Origin of the sequence: Rhizobium changzhiense (genome assembly GCF_013087625.1) — a bacterium.
Classification (GTDB): domain Bacteria; phylum Pseudomonadota; class Alphaproteobacteria; order Rhizobiales; family Rhizobiaceae; genus Rhizobium; species Rhizobium sophorae.
Genome location: NZ_JABFCQ010000003.1, coordinates 731980 through 748985 on the forward strand (window position 1 = coordinate 731980; position 17006 = coordinate 748985).

Below are 17006 nucleotides of genomic sequence, written 5' to 3' on the forward strand. Positions count from 1 at the left end.
GGTTGTCTCGTGGACGTGTTCCTGCTATGTTCTATTATTATGAGCGCGAAGGTTTTCCAGTCCGATGCCCCGCTCGACGAGCGCCGCGTCATCATAAGACGCCATGAAGGCGATGTGGAGATGGTGGAGCTGCTTTGGGGTCTGCGTCCGCGCGACGGCGGGCCGCGTGCAGTGAACGTCATCCGATCGGAAGGAAGGACGTTTCCGACGCACCGATGCCTGGTGCCGGCGTCCCAGTTTCGCCATCGGAGCTTCAGCTTTTCGCTCGCCAATGGCGACTGGTTCTATTTCGCGGGAATATGGCGGCCTGCGACCCCCGATTGGCCGGAGGCCTATGCCGTCCTGACGACCGAGGCGAATACCGATATCGCGCCGTTCCATGACCGGCAGATGGTGGTTCTCACCCGCGATCAACGGATGGTCTGGCTCGACGCACTTGTGCCCGAGGAGGAAATCCTTCGGCCGCTGCCGGCGGGGACATTCAGGGTCAGGCGCCATTCGACCCCTTCTGTTGAGACAATGCTCGCCGTCTAAGCGCCAGCCGCAGCTGCGGTTCCGTGAGAGCTGCGCGCTGTTCCAGCGAAGACAGCGTGACGCCGAGCAGGCGGATCCCCTTTTGCGGCGGGAAGATTGTCGCGAGAAGCAGGTCGACCACGTCTTCAAGATCGGTAATCGCCGACAGAGGTGCGGGAACGGTCTTGCTGCGCGTGATCTGGCTGAAGTCGGCATATTTGACCTTGAGTGTTACCGTCTTGGCGCCAATTTCATTGGCCTCGCAGTGGGCCCAAACTTTCTCGATTAGCGGCTGAAGCCCTTCGCGGGCGGGCTCAAAGGAATGGATGTCCTGCGAAAACGTGTCTTCCGCGCCGATAGATTTGCGCTCCCGGTCCGGCTTGACCTGGCGATTGTCGATGCCGCGGGCGATCCCGTAGAAGTACGGACCCGACTTCCCGAAATGCTGAACCAGGAATTCGAGCGATTGCTGCTTGAGGTTCGCGCCGGTCTCGATCCCCAACCGGTGCATCTTTTCAGCGGTCGCCGGCCCGACACCGTGGAATTTCTTGACGGGAAGCTGTTCGACGAAGGAGGGGCCGTTCTTCGGGGTGATGACGGCTTGGCCGTTCGGCTTGTTGAGGTCGCTGGCCATCTTGGCCAGGAACTTATTGTACGAGATTCCCGCCGACGCGTTAAGCCCCGTCGCCGCCTTGATCCTCGCGCGGATCTCCTCGGCGATCTCGGTCGCAATCTCCATGCCCTTCAGGTTTTCGGTGACGTCGAGATAGGCCTCGTCGAGCGACAGCGGCTCGATCATCGGCGTGTATTCGGCGAAGATGGCGCGGATCTGCATCGAGACGGCTTTGTAGGCGTCGAAGCGGGGTTTGACCGAAGACAAGATCCGGGCATTTCCGCTGCGCAGTCACCGACGGCATGGCGGAATGGACGCCGAAGGCTCTGGCCTCGTAGCTGGCGGCCGCCACGACGCCTCGGGCGGCAGGACTACCGACGGCAACCGGCACGCCACGCAGTTCCGGATTGTCGCGCTGCTCGACCGATGCGTAGAAAGCGTCCATGTCGACATGCACGATCTTGCGCGGCCGCTCGTGGTTGTCTTCGCCTGTCATCATCTAGCTTCCATCAGCGAGACCATCACTCAAACATGGGAAGTGTGCCCCACACTTGTCCCCATTGGGCGTCTGCATCCGCTCGCAGCCCATAGCCATGCGTCGGCGGATTTCCGCGAAGCTGACGCTTGCGCCAAACGCTTTCACCAACAGTTTGCGCTCATGGGCACAATGGCGATCGCAGAGGAGGCAGATGAGTTCGACCACCGGGACCTGGTGATTTTTCAGTCTCGGCATCGCATCGTCCACAAGCCGCGTTCGGCGCATCCGAAAATATTCCTTCCTTGCCATCCGACTGAATCCGCTGACGATTTTTCTGCTTTGCATCCGTGCTCAACTTCAGCGGGCTACATGCGCATTGACTCATTTACGCCTTAAGAACAAATACAGAACATACTGCTGTTTCTCAAGCTGAAAACGGGTTGCCGTCAAAGGGAGATCATGAACTCAGCCGCCGCTTCAAACGCCGTCCTCGACGGCCTGCGCGAGCAGATCGCGCACCTCCAAAGCGCCAGTCAGCGCAAGCGAGGCGTTTTGCCTTTCGGCCTCGCACAAATCGACGATCGGCTTCCGGGCGGTGGGTTGGCCTATGGGGCGCTGCACGAGTGTGCCGGCGGCGGGGCGGGCACCGTCGATGGGGCGGCCGCCGCCCTGTTCGTGGCCGGGATAGCCGCCCGCACTCAAGGGAAGGTCGTCTGGTGCCTGACACGTCCCGACCTGTTCTTCCCGGCCCTGGCTCAGGCGGGTCTGCATCCGAACCGGGTCGTCTTTGTCGAGTCCGATAAGGAGGAGGACGTTCTTGCCAACATGGAGGAGGGCCTCTCATACGGCGGCCTCGGCGCAGTGATCGGCGAGATCGTCCGGCTGCCGATGGCGGCGTCGCGGCGGCTGCAACTTGCTGCCGAGAAGAGCGGCACAATGGCGCTCGTGGTGCGGCGCTGGAGACGGCAGACCGAGGCCAGTGATTTCGGGCAGCCGACAGCGTCGACCACGCGCTGGAGGGTGAGCGTCATTCCGAGCGAGGAACTGCCGGTTCCGGGCGTCGGACGGGCGAGGTGGTTTCTGGAACTGATGAGGGTGAAAGCGGGTGAGTGCGCCGAGTTCGAAGTAGGAGCCTGCGATGCCGAGGGTCGTATCGATATTTTTTCCCGACCTGCCGACGGACAGGATCAGGCGGGCCGATCCCGCCATTCCCGTTGACCAGGCGATCGCCGTCATTTCGAAGAGCGGCTCCAAGCGCTGGGTGTCGGCCGCCGATGCCGCCGCCAGGAACGCCGGTGTCCATTTGGGCATGCCGGCCGCCAAGGCGCAGGCGCTCTTCCAGGGCCTTCGGATGATCGATGCCGATGCCGCCGCCGATGCAGCGGCGCTCGAGCGCATCACCATGTGGGCGCTCAGCCAGTATTCACCGATCGTCGCCGTCGACCCGCCGGACGGCATCGTCATGGACACGGAGGGCGCCGACCATCTGCAGGGCGGCGAGGAGCGCATGTTGACGAGCGTCGCCAACCGCTTTCGTGCCAAGGGCCTGACTGCACGGGTCGCCATTGCGGACACGTGGGGCGCGGCTCATGCATGCGCCCGCGCCATCAACCGGGAAACCGTCGTCGTCCCGAGTGGCGGGACTATCCGGGCCGTCGAACGCCTTCCGATCTCGCTGCTGCGGCTGCCCGAGAAGATCGTGGGCGATCTGCGCACGCTAGGCTTTCGGGTGATAGGGGAACTTTCGGCGACGGCGCGCGCTCCCTTGGCGCTTCGCTTCGGACCGGAAGTGGGCCGCCGTCTCGACCAGATGTTCGGTCGCATCTGCGAACCAATAGATCCCATCCGTAGCCCGGAACTCATCGAGGTCAGCCGGGCGTTCGCCGAACCGATCGGCGCGGCGGAGACGATCAACAAGTATGTCGGACGGCTGGTTGTTCAACTCGTCGCCGAACTTCAGCGGAAGGGTCTTGGCGTCCGTCGCACCGACCTCATCGTCGAGAAGGTCGATGGAACCAGACAAGCGATCAGAGCGGGAACCGCCAAGCCCGTGCGAGACGTCGCGTGGCTGACGAAACTGTTCCGCGACCGGACGGAAAAGATCGAACCGGGTTTCGGCATCGAAAAGCTGACCCTCGTCGCGGTGATGTCGGAACCGCTCGAGGAGAAGCAGACGGCGTCCTCGCTTGTCGATGACGAGGACGCCGACATCACGCCGCTGATCGACGTCTTCGGCAATCGAGGCCAGCGAGTCTACCGGGTCGCGCCGGTCGCGTCCGACGTTCCGGAGCGTAGCGTCCAGCGGATCGCCGCGGTCGGCGAGGAGGTGACGGAAGGTTGGGTTCACCATTGGCGACGGCCGGTGCGGCTGTTTGCGCGTCCGGATCCGATCGAGGCGATAGCTCTGCTGCCGGATCATCCGCCTGCCAGCATCACCTGGCGCGGCAAGCGCCATCGCGTGAAACGCGCGGACGGCCCGGAGCGCGTGTTCGGCGAATGGTGGAAGCGTGACAGCGAATTCGAGGCTGTGCGGGACTACTTCGTCATCGAAAACGAGAGCGGCGAACGATACTGGATCTTTCGCTCCGGCGACGGCATCGATCCCGAAACGGGCTCCCACAAGTGGTTCATGCACGGAATATTCGGATGAGATACGCCGAGCTCCAGGTCACGACGCATTTCAGCTTCCTTCGCGGTGCGTCGTCGACCGACGAGCTCTTCGCAACCGCCAAGGAACTCGGCATCGAAGCTCTCGGCGTGGTCGACCGAAACTCTCTGGCAGGCATCGTCAGAGCGCTGGAAGCATCCCGCGCGACGGGCGTCCGCCTTGTCGTGGGCTGCCGGCTCGATCTGCAGGACGGCATCTCGATCCTCGTCTATCCGACGGATCGCGCGGCTTATTCGCGCCTGACCCACTTGCTGACGCTCGGTAAGGGCAGAGGCGGCAAGGCGAACTGCATCCTGAATCTCGACGACGTCGCCCTCTATTCTGAAGGCCTCCTCGGTATCCTCGTGCCCGACCTCCCAGACGACGCCTGCGCCGTCCAACTTCGCAAGATGGCGGAGATCTTCGGAGACGGGGCATACGTCTCGCTCTGTCTCCGGCGTCGTCCGAATGACCAGCTAAGGCTACACGCGTTGGCGAACATGGCCGTCAAGCATCGGGTGAAGACGGTTGTCACCAATGACATTCTTTTCCACGAGCCGGGCCGGCGGCAGCTTCAGGACGTCGTCACCTGCATCCGCAACAACACCACCATCGACGACGTCGGCTTCGAGAGACAAAGGTATGCTGACCGCTACCTAAAGCTACCCGATGAAATGGAGAGGTTGTTTCCACGCTACCCCGCGGCGCTGGCCCGGACGATGGAGATCGTCGAGCGATGCAAGTTCTCCTTGGACGAGCTAAGCTATCAGTATCCCGAGGAGGCGATCCTCGCAGACAAGACGCCGCAGGAATCCCTCGAGCATTATGTCTGGGAATGCGTGCCAAACCGCTATCCGGAAGGCCTGCCGCCGGAGGTTCTCAAGATCGTCCGTCACGAACTCGATCTCATCCGGACGATGAAATACGCCCCATACTTCCTGACCGTCTTTTCGATCGTCCGCTTCGCCCGGTCTCAAGGCATCCTCTGTCAGGGGCGGGGGTCGGCGGCGAACTCGGCCGTCTGCTACATCCTCGGCATCACCAGCATCGACCCTTCAACCAACGACCTTCTATTTGAACGCTTCGTCTCCCAGGAGCGCGATGAGCCGCCAGACATCGACGTCGATTTCGAACATGAGAGGCGCGAAGAGGTCATCCAATGGATCTACAAGACCTACGGCAAGGACAAGGCCGCCCTCTGTTCGACGGTGACCCGTTACAGGGCGAAGGGCGCCATCCGCGACGTCGGCAAGGCGTTGGGGCTGCCCGAGGACCTCATCAAAGCCTTGTCCTCGGGCATGTGGGCGTGGTCGGAAGAGCTGGTCAGCGACCGCAGTCTTCGCGATCAGGGCTTGAACCCGGAAGACCGCCGTCTAGCGTTGACCCTCAAACTTGCGCAGCAGCTCATGGGTGCCCCTCGGCATCTGGGCCAGCATCCAGGTGGCTTCGTCCTGACGCATGACCGCCTCGATGATCTTGTTCCGATCGAACCCGCCGCAATGGTCGACCGACAAGTGATCGAATGGGACAAGGACGACGTCGAGGCGCTCAAATTCATGAAGGTCGACGTGCTGGCGCTCGGGATGCTGACCTGTATGGCGAAGGCCTTCGTTCTCATTCGAGAACACAAGGGCGAAGATCTTGATCTCGCCAAGATCCCGCAGGAGGACCCGACGACATATGCGATGATCCGGAAAGCGGACACGTTGGGGACGTTTCAGATCGAGTCCCGAGCACAAATGGCGATGCTGCCCCGGCTCAAGCCGCGGACGTTTTATGATTTGGTCATTCAGGTCGCGATAGTGCGGCCTGGCCCGATCCAGGGCGATATGGTGCATCCCTATCTCCGTCGCCGGGAAGGCAAGGAGCCGGTCGTTTATCCGACGCCGGAACTGGAAGCCGTTCTCGGCAAGACGCTCGGCGTTCCGCTCTTCCAGGAGTCTGCCATGAAGGTCGCGATGGTCTGCGCCGGCTTCACCGGCGGCGAGGCCGACCAGCTTCGCAAATCGATGGCGACCTTCAAGTTCACCGGCGGCGTCTCGCGCTTCAAAGACAAGCTCGTGTCCGGCATGATCAAGAACGGCTACACGGCCGAGTTTGCCGAGAAGACCTTCAGCCAGCTCGAAGGATTCGGCAGCTACGGATTCCCGGAATCCCATGCGGCGTCGTTCGCCTTGATCGCCTATGCCTCCAACTATGTGAAATGCCACCATCCGGACGTCTTCTGCGCGGCACTCATGAACTCGCAGCCGATGGGATTTTACGCGCCGGCCCAGATCGTCGGCTGCGCCCGGAACCACGGCGTCGAGATTCGGCCCGTCTGCGTCAACAATTCCCGGTGGGACTGCACGCTCGAGCGCATTGGCAATACTGACGGACACGCAGTCCGCCTCGGGATGCGCATGGTGCGCGGCCTTGCCGCCGCCGATGCCGCGCGTGTCGTGGCTGCTCGCATGGATCAGTCGTTCGAAAGCGTTGACGACATGTGGCGACGGTCCGGGGTCCCAGCGGCGTCTCTGGTCGAACTCGCCGAGGCCGACGCCTTCCTGCCGTCGCTGGGACTTCAGCGCCGCGACGCCTTGTGGGCGATCAAGGCCCTGCGTGACGAACCACTTCCGCTCTTCGCCGCAGCTTCTGAACGCGAGGCGAGGGTGGTCGCCGAGCAGCAGGAACCCGAGGTTGCCCTCCGTCAGATGACGGAAGGGCACAACGTTGTCCAGGACTACAGTCATATCGGGCTGACGCTACGCGAACACCCCGTCGCATTCCTGCGGGCGGCCTTGACGGAGCGCCGGATCGTCACCTGCGCGCAAGCCATGAACGAGCGGGATGGTCGCTGGTTGATGACCGCCGGCCTTGTCCTTGTCCGGCAGCGACCCGGCAGCGCGAAGGGCGTCATCTTCATGACGATCGAGGACGAGACCGGTCCGGCCAACGTCGTCGTCTGGCCCAAGCTCTTCGAGCAACGCCGTCGCGTCGTCCTCGGGGCATCGATGATAGCGATCAATGGGAGAATTCAGCGCGAAGGCGACGTCGTTCATCTCGTGGCCCAGCAAGCCTTCGACCTGTCGGGCGATCTCTCCGGGTTGGCCGACCGCGACGCAGAGTTCCGGCTGCCAACTGGCCGTGGAGACGAATTCGCGCATGGCACCCCGGGAGCTCCGGATTCGCGGACCAGGGTGGCGGCTGCAACGCCGAGGGACATCTTCATTCCGGACCTTCATATTGATCAGCTCAAGGTGAAAAGCCGAAACTTCCATTAACACGACGCGCGGTCAGTCAGTGAGATATGGCTTTTGCGGTTCTCTTGAGTGGGAGGTGTTGCCCGCCAGGAGCGGTTACGCCCGCGCTCATGCTGTGCACGGCGGCCAACACGGTTTGCGATTGACTCTTTCGATAAAAAGAACAAAATAGGAACATCCCTGCAGCAATCCGATAACCCGTTCCGTGTGTGGAGGATTTAGCATGCCCACCATCTTGTACAAAAACGATCAGAATATCTCACCCGACGATGTCATGAAGATCGCGGTCTACGCGGAGCACGTCGGTAGACAGTGCTATGACGTTTTCGCCGAAGACGGTTCGAGGTCTCGATCAGAAGTTCTGTCCCGTCGAGCGCAGGCCGTGTCCGATTCCCTCGATTTTGGAAACGAACCGTACTTCCCCCCGGAGACGACGAAGAAGGTTCTCGACCTTCACGCCACGGTCTCTGGCATGTGCTTCGATAGGTTCGGCGAGCGCGGCCATATGGGCAAGTCAATGGACCTGCTTGGAATGGCCCAGGACGTGGACGATGTGCTCGACAAGCTTGTCATTTACCACCTTTCACCGGAAGAGTTGCAAGAAGCCGAGGCCGATTGGGCGCATGAAGGTCAATTCTTTCCCAAGGACGATATCAGCGGTGACGACACGGACTTTCGGCGGGGTGTTTGTTTGACGTCCTGTCCGAAGTTGGCATGAGAGCCTCCTGTTTCACCTGCAGATCGCATGCCAGAGTGCGCAGGTTTTGCGTCCAAGCCGCTTGATCACGCCAGGCCGACCGGGAAAATTCATCTTCGTCAGCGCAAACGCGAAAATAGGTCCATGCACCCGCTGATGTCGAAGACCGCGGCGTGATCCTAAATCTCACGAAGGCCTTTATAGGACGCGTGGCGGCAACTGCCGCCATAGTCCAGCCCCGGAACTCGATCTCGGCGATCAGCGTCGGTTCCGCGAAGACCACGTTCTTGAATTTGTCGATGAAACCACTTTTGCGGTCACGGCGCCGCCTTTGCGCGTGTGGCTCGTCAAGGCTTGAGCTTTACAAGCTGCTCCCCGCTTCTTGCGTCCCAGATCGTTAGGTCGACGACAAAATCTCCCCTTTTCGATATCAGGTCGAGCAAGGCTGCGGCCAGACGTCCCGCGCAGATCGGGTTGGTCGCCAGGTCGAGTGTTTCATTGCTTGTCAGCGCCAACCGAAATGAAAGGTCACCGTCTTCCACTGGAGAAAATGGTGTGGCACTGTCGAATTCAAGATAGGCGTCCGCTTCACCGTCGGCAGAAGGCCGACGACGTTCGAAGGCTCGGTGAAATTCACTCTTTTGTTCGGCGGACAGCATTGTGACCATTCCTCAATCGCGATTATCGGCCAGGCGCCGCTCGATCGCGAGCGTCAGTCTTCTTTTGTTTTGACATCCTGAGCATAGATGGACCTCGCATCTTGCAGCGTCAACGACGGCGGGACGTCGAACGCCTACGACCGAGATTCCGATCGCCCAGGCGCAGAGGCCGAGGTACCGTCGAACGCGTGGCCAAGCTCCACGACGCAAAAGGAGCAGATGTTGTCGGTGGAGATGGCGAGATTTGCGCGTTGCCTTCCCTGGATATTTTTTAGGCGTCAAAATGTGATTTTGTGATATTTATAGAAGTATCTGACCCGCTTATTCTGCCTGCGCAATAGATAAATGCTGAAAAATTCGCCATTCTTGAGATCTCAGCTAGCGCCGCACCGGTCGAATTTTCTGAAATTGCACTTATAATACAAATCATCGCAGCCGGCTGACGGCGAGAGTATGGCATTGTGGTTTTCTAATTTCCAAGAATCCATTGAAAAAGGAAAAAATGCCCGATATCGTGGAATAATAAGAAAGCCACATAAAACCACAAAAAGGGAAGCAGCTTATGAATGACATCAGCAGACGCAAATTCCTCGCTGGGCTTGGTGCGGCTGGCACGGGTGCCGGTCTCCTGCAGATCAACCCGGATTTTCTGTTCTCCTCGGCCTTTGCCCAATCGGGCAAGACGGTAGTGTTCCTGTCGGCAGAAAACATTACGGGCAACTGGGACCCGACCGGTCACACGACGCTGTCGCAGAAGAATATTGAAGGCTTCGTCATGGGTTTCCTGACGCGGACGCCGATGACAGTCGAAAAGCCCGATGAAGTGGTCTACGAACTGGCCACCAGCATCAAGCTTCTCGACCCGAACAAGCTCGAGATCAAGCTGCGCGAAGGCGTCAAATTCCACGACGGCAAACCCTTCAAGGCCGAAGACGTCAAGGCGACCTTCGAATACGGCTCCGGGCCGGACCGCCCGGCCCAATTCTATCCCGGCCCGACCGAGACGCTTGTTATCACCACCCCTGACGACCACACGGTCATCGTCGATACCTCCAAGGGCGGATATCCGGCCCATCTGTTCATCTTCCTCGCCTCATACCTGCCGATCATGTCGGCGACCGATGTCGCCGGTGGCCCGACCGGCCCGCTGACGCAGCGCCTGAACGGCACCGGCCCGTTCAAGTTCGTCAAGCAGGAAGGCAATGCCACGATCCTCGAAGCCTATCCTGATTATTTCCTCGGTACACCGAAGATTCCGGGGATCAGCTTCAATTTCGTCGGCGACAGCACGACACGCATGTTGTCCCTGCTCAATGGCCAGGCCTCGATCGTCGAACGTCTGGAACCGGAGCAGGTGACCTCGCTCGAGGGCAACGACAAGATCGCCATCAGCAGCGTCGTCTCGGTCGAGAACAAATATCTCTGGTTCCGCTGCTCGAAGGCGCCGTTCGACAACCCGCTGATCCGCAAGGCGGCCTGCCACGCGATCGACCGCTCGATGATCGTCGAAATTCTGGGCTCGGCCGGCCATGCTTCGTCCAATTATGTGTCGCCGGTGAAGTTCGGCTATGTCGACTTGCCGAACTATCCGGAATACAGCCCGGAAAAGTGCCAGGCTCTGCTGGCCGAGGCCGGCTTCCCCAAGGGCGAGGGTCTGCCGCCGCTGGAATACATCACCTCCGTCGGCTTCTATCCGAAGACCAAGGAGTACGGCGAGGTCATCACCGCCATGCTGCAGGAACAAGGTTTTCAGGTGTCGCTCTCCGTTCTGGAAATCGCCGCCTGGAACGAACGCCTCTACGATCGTCCGGGCGGCGGCCCCGGCCATATGGTCGATTGCGGCTGGTCCACCGGTTCGCCCGAACCCGACCTCGTGCTGCGCACGCATTTCCATTCGACCTCGAAGCGCATCACCGGCATCGTCGACAAGGAACTCGACGCGACACTCGACAAGGAGCGCAGTGCCCCGTCGCTCGATGAGCGCAAGAAAATCCTACAGACAGAAACCATGCCCATGCTTGCCGAAAAGGTGCCGGCTCTGTCACTGTTCACTTCGGTGATGATCCACGCAATGGACAAGTCGCTGGCTGGCCTATTCATCTATCCTGACGGGTCCATGGACGCCTCGAAGGCCGCGTTCGGCTGACGCTGGCTTGCGTTTTCCGCGGCGCTGGAGGCCGGCGCCGCGGAGGTTTTCGTTCGCTCATGATGTCAACAAGCGACCGCGACCGTCACCGCTCAGGACGGATCGTTCCGATTGCTGCCAGGATATGACATGTTCATTCTCAGTTTTCTGGTTCGACGGCTGGCGCAAGGTGCACTGATCGTCTTTCTGGTGACGCTGCTTATCTTCACGCTGTTGCGTGTGGTTCCCGGCGATCCTGTCCGGCTGATGGCCGGCGGCATGGCGCCCGAAGCGTTGATCGAGCAGATCGCCAAGGACATGGGCCTGCGTGATCCCATATTGGTTCAGTTCGGCCGCTATATGAGAGGCGTCGTCAGGGGCGATCTCGGACAATCCTTCGTACGGCCTGCGAGCGGCGCTTCCACAGGCGGTTCCAGATTCGGCGATTCCACCCGCGGCGAACGCGCCGAAGTGCTGACCCTGATCGGTGACACGCTACCGATGACGCTGCAACTCGGCGGCCTGGCAATATTCTTCGCCCTGGTCTTCTCGTTCTTGGTCGGCATTCCCGGCGGACTGGCGCCCGGACGATGGCCGGATCGCGTGGCCTTCTACATTTCTTCGATCTTCATATCGCTGCCGAACTTCTGGCTCGGCATCGTCCTTGCCATGCTTCTGTCGGTCAAGCTCGGCTGGCTGCCGGCCATCGGCTACTCCGGCTTTGCCTACACCATCCTTCCGGCGATCGTTCTGGCCGTCGAGCTGGCGCCGGTGCTGATCCGGACGCTGACCGGATCCGTGGCTACCGTGATGATGGAGCCTTTCATTGCAGTCGGAAACGTCCGTGGCCTTAGCCGCAGCCGCATCATCGTCGCCCATGCGCTGCGGAATGCCTCCGTTCCTCTGTTGAACCTAATCGGCATCCAGATCAGTGGCCTGCTGGGCGGCGTCCTCGTCGTCGAATTCATCTTCGATTATCCGGGTCTCGGACTTTTGACCATCAACGCCGTGCTGCAGCGAGATTTCCCGCTGATCCAGGGGATCGCCATCGTCACCAGCGCGATCTTCGTCTTCATCAACATCGCAGTCGACCTGATTGCCACCATGATCGATCCAAGGTTGGAATATTGATGAGCGTGACAGAGACAGACATCCCGGCAATCCCGGTCCCGGCAACGCAACGTGGTGCTTCGGTTGCTCGGCGTATCTGGCGGATTGCCCTTGCCTCCAACGAATTCCGTGTCGGCGCTGCCATTTTTACCGTGCTGGTTCTGGCGGCCCTGCTTTATCCGCAACTGAGCGGCATCGACCCCACGAAGATGAGTGTCGCCACGCGCCTGCATGCGCCGCCGTTCATGGGCGATAAATGGAGCTGGACGGCGCCGCTCGGCACCGACCAGATCGGCCGCGACATGCTGGTGCGCAGCCTCGTCGGCCTCCGCTACTCGCTGCTCATCGGTCTTTCCACCGTTCTGGTCATGCTACTCATCGGCTGTTCGCTCGGCACGATCGCCGGATATTACGGCGGCCGAGTCGACATGGCGATCATGCGCCTGACCGATGCCCAACTGTCGATCCCGATGATTATTCTGGCCATCACCGTGCTCGGCGTATCGCGCCCGACGATCCCGGCGATCATCCTCGTCCTCGGCCTGTCGAGTTGGCCAGTCTATGCCCGCGTCACCCGTAGCGTCGTGATGACTGAGCGCAAGCGGGAATATGTGCGCGCCGCCGAAATCTACGGCGCGTCCGATTTCCGCATCATGGTGCGCCTGCTGGCGCCCTTGGTGCTGCCGCCGATCATCTTCGTCTCGGTGCTCGATGTCGCCCGGATGATGATCTTCGAATCCATCCTCGGCTTCATCGGGCTGGGCGTTCAGCCGCCGACGCCGACCTTCGGCAACATCATCGCCGACGGCCGCAAGTATCTGCTCAATGCCTGGTGGATCGCCACCATGCCAGGGGTGTTCCTGTGCCTGTGCCTGACCAGCATAAACCTGATGGGCGCATCGCTCGAACGGGCTCGCAATCGTATCTATGGAGGCAAATCGTGATTGGCACACCGCTTCTGGAGGTTCGCGATCTGAGCGTCGGCCTGGAAACGGGCGGCGGCATACGTCCGATCATTTCCGACATCGGCTTCGATCTGTCCCCGCGCGAAATTCTCGGCATCATCGGGGCGAGCGGCGCCGGCAAAACCGTGCTGTCGCGGGCGCTCGTCAACTGGATCGATCCGCCACTGACGGTTACGTCCGGATCGGTGGTCTACAAATCCCAAAACATCCTCGATCTGCCGGCACAAAAGCTGCGCATGCTGCGCCGCGAGATCGCCTATGTCGGCGCCAATCCGGCAGGCGCTCTCGATCCGACCCTGCCGGTCGGCCAGCAGATCGTCGAGAAACTGCGCGCGGTCGCACCGGAGATTGCGCATGAGGAAGCCAGGAAGCGGGTCATCGATCTGCTTGGCGCGGTGCGCATCCCGTCGCCGCAGATGCGCTACCACGAATATCCATCGCAATTCAGCGGCGGCATGATGCAGCGAGCCCTGATCGTCGATGCGCTGGTCAGCAATCCGGCTTTCCTCGTCGCCGATAATGTCACCCAGCCGCTTGATGTTACGGTCGCTGCCCAGGTGCTGCGCCTGATGCGGGAGTTGACGACGCGTTTCGACACTGCGATCGTCTTCATATCCTCGTCGTTGCCGCTGGTGAGTGACGCTGCCGATCAGATCCTGGTTCTGGCCGAAGGCAGGGTCGTGGAGCGGCAGGCAACGAAGGCACTCGTCGACACGCCGGAGCATCCCTATACCCGAGAGCTGATCAGCCAGATCCCGAAGATCTGGACAAGCGAAGCGGTCGCCACCAACCAGCCGGCCGAGACCCGCGAGCCGATCATTAGCATTCGTGATGCCACCCGTTTTTACCGGGTGCGCAAACGCGGCACTTTTGCCAGCTACAGCACCGTGCGCGCCGTGCGCAACGTCACCTTCGACGTCTTTCCGGGCGAGAACTTCGGCATCGTCGGCGAATCCGGCTGCGGCAAGTCCACTCTCATGCGCCTTCTCAGCCGGCTGGAACGGCCCGATAGCGGCCAGATCCTCTGCGACGGGCAGGATATCACCAGGCTTTCCGGCAAGGGACTTTTGAAGTTCCGGCGCGATTTTCAGCTGGTGCTGCAGGATCCCTTCAATTCGCTGCCGCCACGCACCGCCATCGGTGCAATCATCGAGGAGCCGCTGAAGACGCACGGCATCGCCAGGGGCGCGGAGCTGCGTGACCGCGTGCTCTCGGTGATGCGTGAGGTTGGCCTGCCCGGTACGCTCTACGACGAGCTTCCCTTGGGTTTGAGTGCCGGCCAGCGCCAGCGCGTCAACGTCGCCCGCGCCATGGTGCTGGAGCCGAAGGTGCTGATCATGGACGAGACGCTGTCGTCGCTCGACCAGACCGAGCAGTTCAAATTGCTGAAGCTGTTCGAGCAGTTGCAGGCCCAGCACGGCCTGACCTATGTCTACATTTCCCACGATCTGGCCATGGTACGGCGTGTCTGCAATCGCGTTGCCGTCATGTATCTCGGCGAAGTCGTCGAGATCGCCGACAACGGCCGGCTGTTCTTCGATCCAGGCCATCCCTACACCAAGGCCTTGCTCAGCGCCGTGCCGACGCTGGAGGAGCGTCGCTACAAGCCGGAAGACTGTCTGCTGGAAGGAGAGCCGCCAAGCCCGATCGACCTGCCGCCCGGTTGCAGTTTCGCCAGCCGCTGCCCGAACGCATTCGGCCGCTGTCACAATCAAAGTCCGGTCCTGACCGCCCGCGGCAACAAGGATCTGGCTGCTTGCTTTTTGGTGGAAAACGCGCTTTCCCATGCCGCAGCTTGAAACCGCAAATTGCATCGAAACCCGGGGGGATCAGAGGATGAAAGAAACAGCAACTGCGGCGGGACACGCCTGTTCGACAGACTTGCCCGGCTTGTGACCGGGAAAGCCCTCATGACCGACCATCCTCAGGCTCGTCTGCAACACATTCTCGAAGAGCTGGCCAAGCATGGCCGGGTTACGGTCAAAGAACTGGCGACGGAATTTTCCGTCAGCCCGGAAACCGTGCGCCGGGACCTGAAGCAGCTGGAAATGGAAGGGCACCTGCGCTGCATCTATGGCGGCGGCGTGACGCCGCGTCGGGATGCCGACCAGCCGATCTCGCAACGTATGCGCGTCAATGCCCGTGAAAAGGCAAAAATCGCAACCCTCGCTGCCAGGGAGCTGCGCGACCATACCAAGATCTTCCTCGATAGCGGCACGACGATGCTGGCGCTGTCGCGTTATCTTGTCGATCGGCCGCTGATCAATATCTACACCAACTCGCTGGATATCATCCAGACCTTGTCGGGGGTGGAATCCAATAACGTGGTCGCGGTCGGTGGCGTTCTAAGGCCGAGCTACCGGGCATTTCTCGGCACCGATACGCTCAACGTGATCCGCGAACATCTCTTCGATATCGCCTTCGTCAGCGCGGTGACGGTCGATGTCAATCTCGGTTTCATGGATCTCGGCGAGGACGAGGCGCTGGTGCGCCGGGCGTTGCGCCGCCATGCCAAGCAGGTCGTGATGCTCGCCGACAGCAGCAAGTTCGGCCGCCAGGGTAATTTCTGCACCTATAATTTTCGTGACGTTGATCTGCTCATCACTGATGCGCCTCCGCGGGCAGATTTTCTTGAAAAGTTGGAAGAGGCGCAAGTGAAGGTGATTTATGCTTGAAACCCGTAGTGAGCCGGCATCCCTGCCTGAGGTCGATGCCGAAGCCCTGCACCGGATGATGGAGGAAGTCTCCGTCTTCGGCGGCGGGCCGGGTGGTGCGATGACGCGGCTGACCTTGTCACGGGAAGACAAAGCGGCACGTGACTGGCTGGCGAACTGGCTGAAGAATTCGGGCCTGCGCCTGGAGATCGACCCGATGGGCAACATGTACGGCTTTCTCGATTGGGCCGGGCCGGATGCACCTCTGGTCATGAGCGGGTCGCACCTCGACAGTCAGCCGAACGGCGGCCGTTTCGATGGCGCCTACGGCGTGATTGCCGCCTGCGCGGCCATCGATGCCATCCGCAAGCACGTTGCGAGGACCGGCATCGCCCCAAAGGTCAATTTCTGCATCGTCAACTGGACCAACGAGGAGGGCGCCCGCTTCCAGCCGAGCCTTCTCGGCAGCGGCGTCAATGCCGGCGAACTGACACTCGATTTCGCGCTCTCCCGCAAGGATGGCGACGGCATTTCTGTCAGGCAAGCTCTTGACGACATCGGTTATGCCGGTACCTCCGGCCCCGTTATCCCCGATGCCCTGATCGAGCTGCATATCGAGGGTTCCGCCGAGCTGGAAAAGAAAGGCATGCGCTTTGCCGCCTTCAACCGTTTCTGGGGCAATGTCAAATACCGGCTCGCCTTCATCGGCCGCCAGGCGCACACCGGCCCGACGCCGATGGCCGAGCGCCATGACGCGCTCCTGGCCGCGGCTTACCTGATCGCCGAACTGAAGGGTTTTGCCGACCAAGCCGGGATCGACCTGCACACCTCCTGCGGTCGTCTTGAGGTCTATCCGAATTCCCCGAACGTCGTGCCCGGCGAGGCGGTGATGTTCATCGAACTGCGCTCCGCCAAGCCAGATGTGCTTGCCCGGGCTGAAGCACAGCTCAACGAGAAAGCTGACCTCTGCGCCAAGAAAGCGGATGTCGGCTTCGAGGTCCGCTCGATCGACCGCCGCCGCGCCGGGAAGATGGATGAAGGGCTGGTTGCCCTGGCCCAGGATACGGCTGCCGGCTTCGGCCTTGAAACCTTGTTGCTCGACACCGTCGGCGGACATGACGCGGTCAGCATGACGGCCGTTTCCCCGGCCGTTGTCATCGCCGTGCCGAGCGTCGGCGGCGTCATCCACCACCCGACGGAATTCACCACGCCGGAAGACCGGTTGCTGGGCGCGGAAATCCTCAGCGCCATGCTGTGGAAATTCTGCCTCAACGGCAACATCCTGAAAACCATGGACTGAAGG

Annotated in this window: 13 protein-coding genes and 2 pseudogenes; 11 read left to right on the plus strand and 4 right to left on the minus strand. The window is 61.0% G+C overall.

The window, feature by feature from the left end; genetic code table 11:
* Positions 1 to 36: 36 nt before the first annotated feature.
* A complete protein-coding gene (locus G9X68_RS18495) occupies positions 37 to 534 on the plus strand; it encodes an SOS response-associated peptidase family protein (protein WP_171603926.1) in 498 nt (165 codons plus the stop codon).
* Here G9X68_RS18495 and dinB read toward each other — a convergent pair.
* Positions 488 to 1622: pseudogene (dinB, locus tag G9X68_RS18500) on the minus strand (DNA polymerase IV). The gene G9X68_RS18495 and the pseudogene dinB overlap by 47 nt on opposite strands.
* A 3-nt stretch (positions 1623 to 1625) precedes the next feature.
* Positions 1626 to 1889: a hypothetical protein gene (locus tag G9X68_RS31995; RefSeq protein WP_244956219.1), complete on the minus strand. Its 264-nt coding sequence runs from the start codon at positions 1887 to 1889 to the stop codon at positions 1626 to 1628.
* A 174-nt stretch (positions 1890 to 2063) separates the two neighbouring features.
* On the opposite strand from G9X68_RS31995, the gene G9X68_RS18505 reads away from it, so the two are divergent.
* From G9X68_RS18505 to G9X68_RS18520, 4 genes are all read left to right on the plus strand, one after another.
* Complete coding sequence (locus G9X68_RS18505) at positions 2064 to 2822, plus strand: ImuA family protein (protein WP_171603604.1); 759 nt, start codon at positions 2064 to 2066, stop codon at positions 2820 to 2822.
* Complete coding sequence (locus G9X68_RS18510) at positions 2743 to 4254, plus strand: Y-family DNA polymerase (RefSeq protein ID WP_171603605.1); 1512 nt, start codon at positions 2743 to 2745, stop codon at positions 4252 to 4254. The genes G9X68_RS18505 and G9X68_RS18510 overlap by 80 nt, the downstream gene beginning before the upstream one ends.
* Positions 4251 to 7514 (plus strand): error-prone DNA polymerase, encoded by a 3264-nt coding sequence (locus G9X68_RS18515; protein WP_171603606.1) that lies wholly within the window; start codon positions 4251 to 4253, stop codon positions 7512 to 7514. Before G9X68_RS18510 ends, G9X68_RS18515 begins: the two co-directional genes overlap by 4 nt.
* A gap of 202 nt (positions 7515 to 7716) precedes the next feature.
* Positions 7717 to 8211, plus strand: coding sequence for a hypothetical protein (locus G9X68_RS18520; RefSeq protein WP_171603607.1), 495 nt, complete (start codon positions 7717 to 7719; stop codon positions 8209 to 8211).
* A gap of 158 nt (positions 8212 to 8369) precedes the next feature.
* On the opposite strand, the pseudogene G9X68_RS32000 reads toward G9X68_RS18520, so the two are convergent.
* Positions 8370 to 8485 (minus strand): annotated as a pseudogene (locus G9X68_RS32000) (ATP dependent DNA ligase); the annotation flags it as partial.
* A gap of 52 nt (positions 8486 to 8537) precedes the next feature.
* Positions 8538 to 8849, minus strand: a complete 312-nt coding sequence (locus G9X68_RS18525; RefSeq protein ID WP_171603608.1) for a hypothetical protein — start codon at positions 8847 to 8849, stop codon at positions 8538 to 8540.
* A 562-nt stretch (positions 8850 to 9411) separates the two neighbouring features.
* Between G9X68_RS18525 and G9X68_RS18530 the strand changes: the two genes are divergently transcribed.
* The 6 genes from G9X68_RS18530 (at position 9412) to G9X68_RS18555 (ending at position 17003) form a co-directional block, all read left to right on the plus strand.
* Positions 9412 to 10995, plus strand: coding sequence for an ABC transporter substrate-binding protein (locus G9X68_RS18530; protein ID WP_171603609.1), 1584 nt, complete (start codon positions 9412 to 9414; stop codon positions 10993 to 10995).
* 129 nt (positions 10996 to 11124) lie between these two features.
* A complete protein-coding gene (locus G9X68_RS18535; RefSeq protein ID WP_171603610.1) occupies positions 11125 to 12105 on the plus strand; it encodes an ABC transporter permease in 981 nt (326 codons plus the stop codon).
* The gene (locus G9X68_RS18540) at positions 12105 to 13028 is read left to right on the plus strand and encodes an ABC transporter permease (RefSeq protein ID WP_171603611.1); all 924 of its coding nucleotides are present in this window, start codon (positions 12105 to 12107) and stop codon (positions 13026 to 13028) included. The genes G9X68_RS18535 and G9X68_RS18540 overlap by 1 nt, the downstream gene beginning before the upstream one ends.
* Positions 13025 to 14848: a dipeptide ABC transporter ATP-binding protein gene (locus tag G9X68_RS18545; protein ID WP_171603613.1), complete on the plus strand. Its 1824-nt coding sequence runs from the start codon at positions 13025 to 13027 to the stop codon at positions 14846 to 14848. The genes G9X68_RS18540 and G9X68_RS18545 overlap by 4 nt, the downstream gene beginning before the upstream one ends.
* Positions 14849 to 14959: 111 nt before the next feature.
* Entirely contained in the window at positions 14960 to 15724 is a 765-nt protein-coding gene (locus G9X68_RS18550; protein ID WP_065277039.1) for a DeoR/GlpR family DNA-binding transcription regulator, read from the plus strand.
* Complete coding sequence (locus G9X68_RS18555; protein ID WP_171603614.1) at positions 15717 to 17003, plus strand: Zn-dependent hydrolase; 1287 nt, start codon at positions 15717 to 15719, stop codon at positions 17001 to 17003. The genes G9X68_RS18550 and G9X68_RS18555 overlap by 8 nt, the downstream gene beginning before the upstream one ends.
* The last annotated feature ends 3 nt before the right edge of the window (positions 17004 to 17006 follow it).

Coding starts and splice junctions, on each gene's coding strand:
- G9X68_RS18520 (WP_171603607.1), top strand. CDS start 7,717: ATGCCCACCATCTTGTACAAAAACGATCAGAATATCTCACCCGACGAT.
- G9X68_RS18505 (WP_171603604.1), top strand. CDS start 2,064: ATGAACTCAGCCGCCGCTTCAAACGCCGTCCTCGACGGCCTGCGCGAG.
- G9X68_RS18525 (WP_171603608.1), bottom strand. CDS start 8,849: ATGCTGTCCGCCGAACAAAAGAGTGAATTTCACCGAGCCTTCGAACGT.
- G9X68_RS18555 (WP_171603614.1), top strand. CDS start 15,717: ATGCTTGAAACCCGTAGTGAGCCGGCATCCCTGCCTGAGGTCGATGCC.
- G9X68_RS18540 (WP_171603611.1), top strand. CDS start 12,105: ATGAGCGTGACAGAGACAGACATCCCGGCAATCCCGGTCCCGGCAACG.
- G9X68_RS18550 (WP_065277039.1), top strand. CDS start 14,960: ATGACCGACCATCCTCAGGCTCGTCTGCAACACATTCTCGAAGAGCTG.
- G9X68_RS18510 (WP_171603605.1), top strand. CDS start 2,743: ATGCCGAGGGTCGTATCGATATTTTTTCCCGACCTGCCGACGGACAGG.
- G9X68_RS31995 (WP_244956219.1), bottom strand. CDS start 1,889: ATGCGCCGAACGCGGCTTGTGGACGATGCGATGCCGAGACTGAAAAAT.
- G9X68_RS18530 (WP_171603609.1), top strand. CDS start 9,412: ATGAATGACATCAGCAGACGCAAATTCCTCGCTGGGCTTGGTGCGGCT.
- G9X68_RS18515 (WP_171603606.1), top strand. CDS start 4,251: ATGAGATACGCCGAGCTCCAGGTCACGACGCATTTCAGCTTCCTTCGC.
- G9X68_RS18535 (WP_171603610.1), top strand. CDS start 11,125: ATGTTCATTCTCAGTTTTCTGGTTCGACGGCTGGCGCAAGGTGCACTG.